Source organism: bacterium (assembly GCA_040755795.1).
Classification (GTDB): Bacteria; UBA9089; CG2-30-40-21; order CG2-30-40-21; family SBAY01; genus JBFLXS01.
Genome location: JBFLXS010000312.1, coordinates 1 through 4,931, shown reverse-complemented (window position 1 = coordinate 4,931; position 4,931 = coordinate 1). Strand labels below are relative to the sequence as shown.

Here is a 4,931-nt window from a genome sequence, read left to right as displayed (position 1 = left end):
ATTGATACCCAAAAAACCAGTAACCCTATCTTTCAACGATTATTTACTTATGACCAATCCGGTAATCTTACACAGGAATATTCAGACGCTACCGGGACGACAGCATTTGCCAATTATACCTATGATACCCTGAATAGACTTACGGGTATAGACTATACACCTGGAGATTATAAAGATATCACATATACCTATGATAAAGTGGGAAATCGAGTTACTTCACAAGTTCAAACAGAACCAGTCCGCAACTATGGCTATACCTCTAATTGCCTTAAGTCAGATGGGGTTTATAGTTATGACTATTATCCAAATGGTAACCTGAAGTCAAAATCCGGTCAAGGAGAGGTTATTACTTATTACTATGATTATGAGAATAATCTGATTATGATTGGTAAAAATGGATTCTTGGATGAACGGTATGTCTATGATGGTAATAATAGCCGGGTAGAGAAGATAAAAGGTGAGGCAATAACGATTTATCATTATGACTTACAGGGAAGAACATTATGCGAGATGAAAGGCAAGACAGAGGTTAAACAAATAAGAGAGATAGACTATAGTATTCTGCCATCAGATTTCCAGTGGATTACTACCACCCAGGCAACAGATATAACCGGTGATGACCAGACGATATTGTTTAATCTACCATTCAAGTTCAAGTTTTATGGCCAGGAGTATGATAAGGTCTATGTCTGTAGTAATGGTTTTTTAAGTTTTACCTCAGATTCTAATAGTTGGTCACCTGTTAATATCCCTAATTCCAACCAACCAAATGCCTTAGTGGCACCATTCTGGCGGGATTTAGACCCAAGAAAAGGTGGTAAGATTACTTATGAGAGCAATCCTGAAAGATTTATCGTGAGCTGGGATAATATCTCTCTTTACTCACCAAGAGGTAATTACCAAACATTTCAGGTTATACTTAATAAAGATGGCACGATTACATTTCAGTATAAAGACTTGCAAGGAGTGGATGAGAGAGTTGTAGTTGGGATAGAAAATCAAGCAGGAAATGAAGGAGAGGAGTATGATAGGAATTTACTTGAAAATTGCCTGGCACTAAAGATTCAACCCCTAACAGGCAAAGAGGCTATTCCAAAAGAAGAGGTTGAATATGAGTTGCTGGAGTCTAATTATCAATGGATAGAAACTGAAAGTCCAACTGAAATCACAGGGGATGATGACAATAAATGGTTTAATCTGCCATTTACCTTCAGGTATTATGATAAGACCTATGATAAGATAAATATTAACAGTAATGGATTCTTGAGTTTTGATGGAGGGTATGCTACCCAGGAATCATATTGTCCAACAAATATCCCTGATACCCGGGCACCAAATAATATGATTGGGGTTTTCTGGCGAGATCTAGATCCATCTGAAGAAGGTAAAATTAGTTATGAGGATTTAGGGGATAGATTTGTGGTCAGCTGGCAGGATGTGTCATTATACGGTCGGAGTGAAAAAGAGACATTTCAGGTTATACTTCATTATGATGGTCGGATTGTCTTGCAATATAAAACCCTGCAGGGTGTAGATGGGTATGTAAAGGTAGGGATTGAGAATAGTCAAGGGAGAAACGGGGTGGCTATTCCTTTAGCCTCGATTAGGGACGGGAAGGCGTTCGAGTTGAATCTAATAGTAACTAAGATAGAGTCACCACCGGCCCAGAAGGTAACTATTACCAGTAAGACCTCGTATGTGTATGGTAATGGGCAGTTAGTGGCAAAGCTACAGGAAGAACCGATTGGCTCTTCACCGAAGGTCTACTACTACCACAACGACCACTTAGGTTCACCAAGAGCTATTAGCGATAAAGATGGTAAAGTAGTAGAGAATTATTTTTACTACCCATTTGGCTCTGGAGGACCAGTAGGAAGACCAAGTTTTACTGGTAAAGAATTGGATGCTACTGGTCTTTTTTATTTTGGTGCCCGATATTACGATCCCGCACTTGGTAGATTTATCACTCCTGATCCAATTGATCTTGTTGGTTCAAATCCCTACCTCTATTGTGATAATAACCCTCTTACCTATGTTGATCCAAATGGAGAATTTGGGATATTTGCAGCATTTATAGTTGGTGCAATATTTGGAGGGGTTAGTACAGCTATTGCTGGGGGTGATTGGGATGATATTCTAAAAGGAGCATTTATTGGTGGAATATCAAGCATGCTAACTTATGGCATAGCATTTGCTGGAGCTGAAGCAGGTGCAGGCTCAGCACTTTCAGCAGAGGCAATTGCATCAAATAGGGTTATAGCTTCTGGAATAACTCAGGTAATCATGTCTACTGACCCTATGCAGGAACTCGTAGGTGATAACTTCCTACTCTCAGCGGTAACCTCTGCTTTTATCCAAAGTGGGATAGAAAGTGGGTTGAATTGGGATAAAAATGTGAGTTTATTAGCTACAAGTGAAGAGGAGGTGAAGAATGCGATTGATCCTACCAAAGGAGGAAAATTTATACAAGCTAAGGTTTCTGGAAGATACGCACTTGACGAAGGCATGCATGGTTTTAAGAAGGTTGTTCGAGGTAATGATGTTTTAGGATATGTTAGTCATGATAAGGTTCTGGGAAAGATACCATTGACGACTCATACAGGGGTAATTACGAGGCAAAGTATTACTTCCTCTTTTGCCTCAAGATTCAGATATATTATAAATGGTGTATGTCATCAAGATGTAGGTAGGGCGTTAGGTATAGCTCCTACACAACTGTTTACTAAACAGATAGATGTTTGGCTTACAATGGGTGTATATGGTACTACTGGAGGTCCTGGAGCATTACCTGCATACCTATTAATTCAGTATGAGCGGTATCGATGAGAAGGAGATAAAGGAGGAAGTGATGAAAAGAATTCTTTATCTCTTTTTGGTAATATCTTTAATAATCTTAGGGTGTGCAGGGATGAGTATTAAAGGGAATACGGACCATGTAGTAAAACAATTAGAGGGAAAAGTAGTTATAGCCAAAGAGGTATGGGAAAAAGAAAGCGGGAAAATGGTACGAAAAGGATGTCAATTATATGTTATGAATGCTGATGGTAGCGATTATCACCCTGTTCCAAATGGATTTTTTCAATCTATTAAAAATCCAAGATGGTCACCAGATGGGAAAAAGATTGTTTTCCATGTATACTCATATGAGAAAGGAGGAGTAAATAACCAAATATATATTATAAATGAAGATGGAAGTGGGCTTAAAGAAATATGTAAAGGGGGAGGCAGTCCATCTTTCTTTCCAAATGGAAAGATGATTGCCTTTAGAAAAGAGAATGAAATATATACTATAAAAATTGATGGTGCTGATTTTAAGCAGTTGACCAATGGGGCAGGGAAAGAAAATGAAAGAGGGATATATCTTTCTAAAGATAAACATGATGTATCTCCAGATGGTAAAAAAATTCTCTTTAGGGGATGCAAAAAGCATATTGAAACTTCTAAATGGGAACCAGGTAATATTTTTATTATGAATGTTGATGGTACTGCTCTAAAACAAATTATTTTTGATGATGTTGTAGAAGTCGATTATGATAGTACACCCCGATGGTTGCTAGATGGGAATCAAATTGTTTTCATTGGAAGAGAAAAAGTTTCTCCAAAGGGAATAAATCAAATAGATGGAATATATGTAATAAATAGTAATGGTACAAATTTAAGGAAGATTGCTGAACAAAGAGGGTTAGGAGGATATAAAGAAGTTTGTTGGTCATCTGATGGAAAGAAAATTATGTATACCTACTACTATTCTACAGATTGGCCTGTTATGTTGTGGGCGAATAGAACGGAATTACATGTAATAAATGCAGATGGTACAAATAATAGACTAATTAGAAAAATTGTAGATCCTAAAGTTGACTGGTGTCAGACAGAGGCTACATTTGACTGGTGGACACCTAAGAAAGAATAAGGAGGTTTTTGTATAAATGGGAAGAATAGGGAATGGAGATAGGGGTCGCATCTTGAATGGAGATAGGGGTCGTGAATGGAGATAGGGGTCGCATCTTGAATGGAGATAGGGGTCGCATCTTGAATTGTGAATTGATATTTTACATAACTTATTGTTAATAAAAGGAATAGAAAAATTTACTTTTTCTTTCTTTTAATTGCTCTTTGAAAATTAAGCATCTGTGACAATAGAGATTGTATCATCCTTCAGAGATTTGAATCCTTATGCAGGAGGCAAAATTACTTACAAGGATTTAGGGGATAGATTTGTGGTCAGCTGGGAGGAGGTGCCATTATACGGAAGGGATGAACCAGAGACATTTCAGGTTATACTGCATTACAATGGTCGGATTGTCTTTCAATACAAAAGCCTACAAGGTGTAGATGGGAGTGTAAGAGTAGGGATTGAGGATAGTTTAGGGAGACAAGGGGTGACAATCCCTTTAGCCTCGATTAGGGATGGGAAGGCATTTGAGTTGAATCTGGTTGTCAATAAGATAGAATCGCCCCCGGCAGAAAAGGTAACTATTACCAGCAAGACCTCGTATGTGTATGCTAATGGGCAGTTGACTGCGAGGTTGCAAGAAGAGCCGCTTGGTAGCCCGGTGAAACTCTATTACTACCACAACGACCAGTTAGGCTCGGCTCGAGCAATTACTGATAAAGATGGCAGGGTAGTCGAACAATATTTCTATTATCCCTTTGGTGGTGGAGGACCGGTAGGTGGACCGACATTTACTGGCAAGAGTGCAAGTAGAAAGAGGGGGGGGTCACATCTTGAATTGTGAATTAAAACTTGACAAAATCATTTATTCATGATATACTTTTACCATTATAGGAGGGGAGTTAGGGTCAGATCTTGACAGGCTGTTGACATATCTTTTCAGCGGTATAACGGGGGTGAATATTACACAACCTCTTGAGAATTAAGGACTTGGAGTGAATGCAATGCTGGTGCAAATTTTTATTTATAATCAATGTTT

General features: G+C 38.4%; 3 protein-coding genes. All 3 read left to right on the top strand.

All coding sequences use genetic code 11. The features are described 5' to 3' along the window. A partial coding sequence (locus tag AB1414_15535) for a nidogen-like domain-containing protein (protein ID MEW6608831.1) occupies positions 1-2,826 on the top strand: 2,826 nt, incomplete at its 5' end. A 22-nt stretch (positions 2,827-2,848) separates the two neighbouring features. Then, entirely contained in the window at positions 2,849-3,910 is a 1,062-nt protein-coding gene (locus tag AB1414_15530; GenBank protein ID MEW6608830.1) for a hypothetical protein, read from the top strand. Positions 3,911-4,130: 220 nt separating this feature from the next. Next, positions 4,131-4,736 (top strand): hypothetical protein, encoded by a 606-nt coding sequence (locus AB1414_15525; protein ID MEW6608829.1) that lies wholly within the window; start codon positions 4,131-4,133, stop codon positions 4,734-4,736. Positions 4,737-4,931 lie beyond the last annotated feature (195 nt).

Coding starts and splice junctions, on each gene's coding strand:
- AB1414_15530 (MEW6608830.1), top strand. CDS start 2,849: ATGAAAAGAATTCTTTATCTCTTTTTGGTAATATCTTTAATAATCTTA.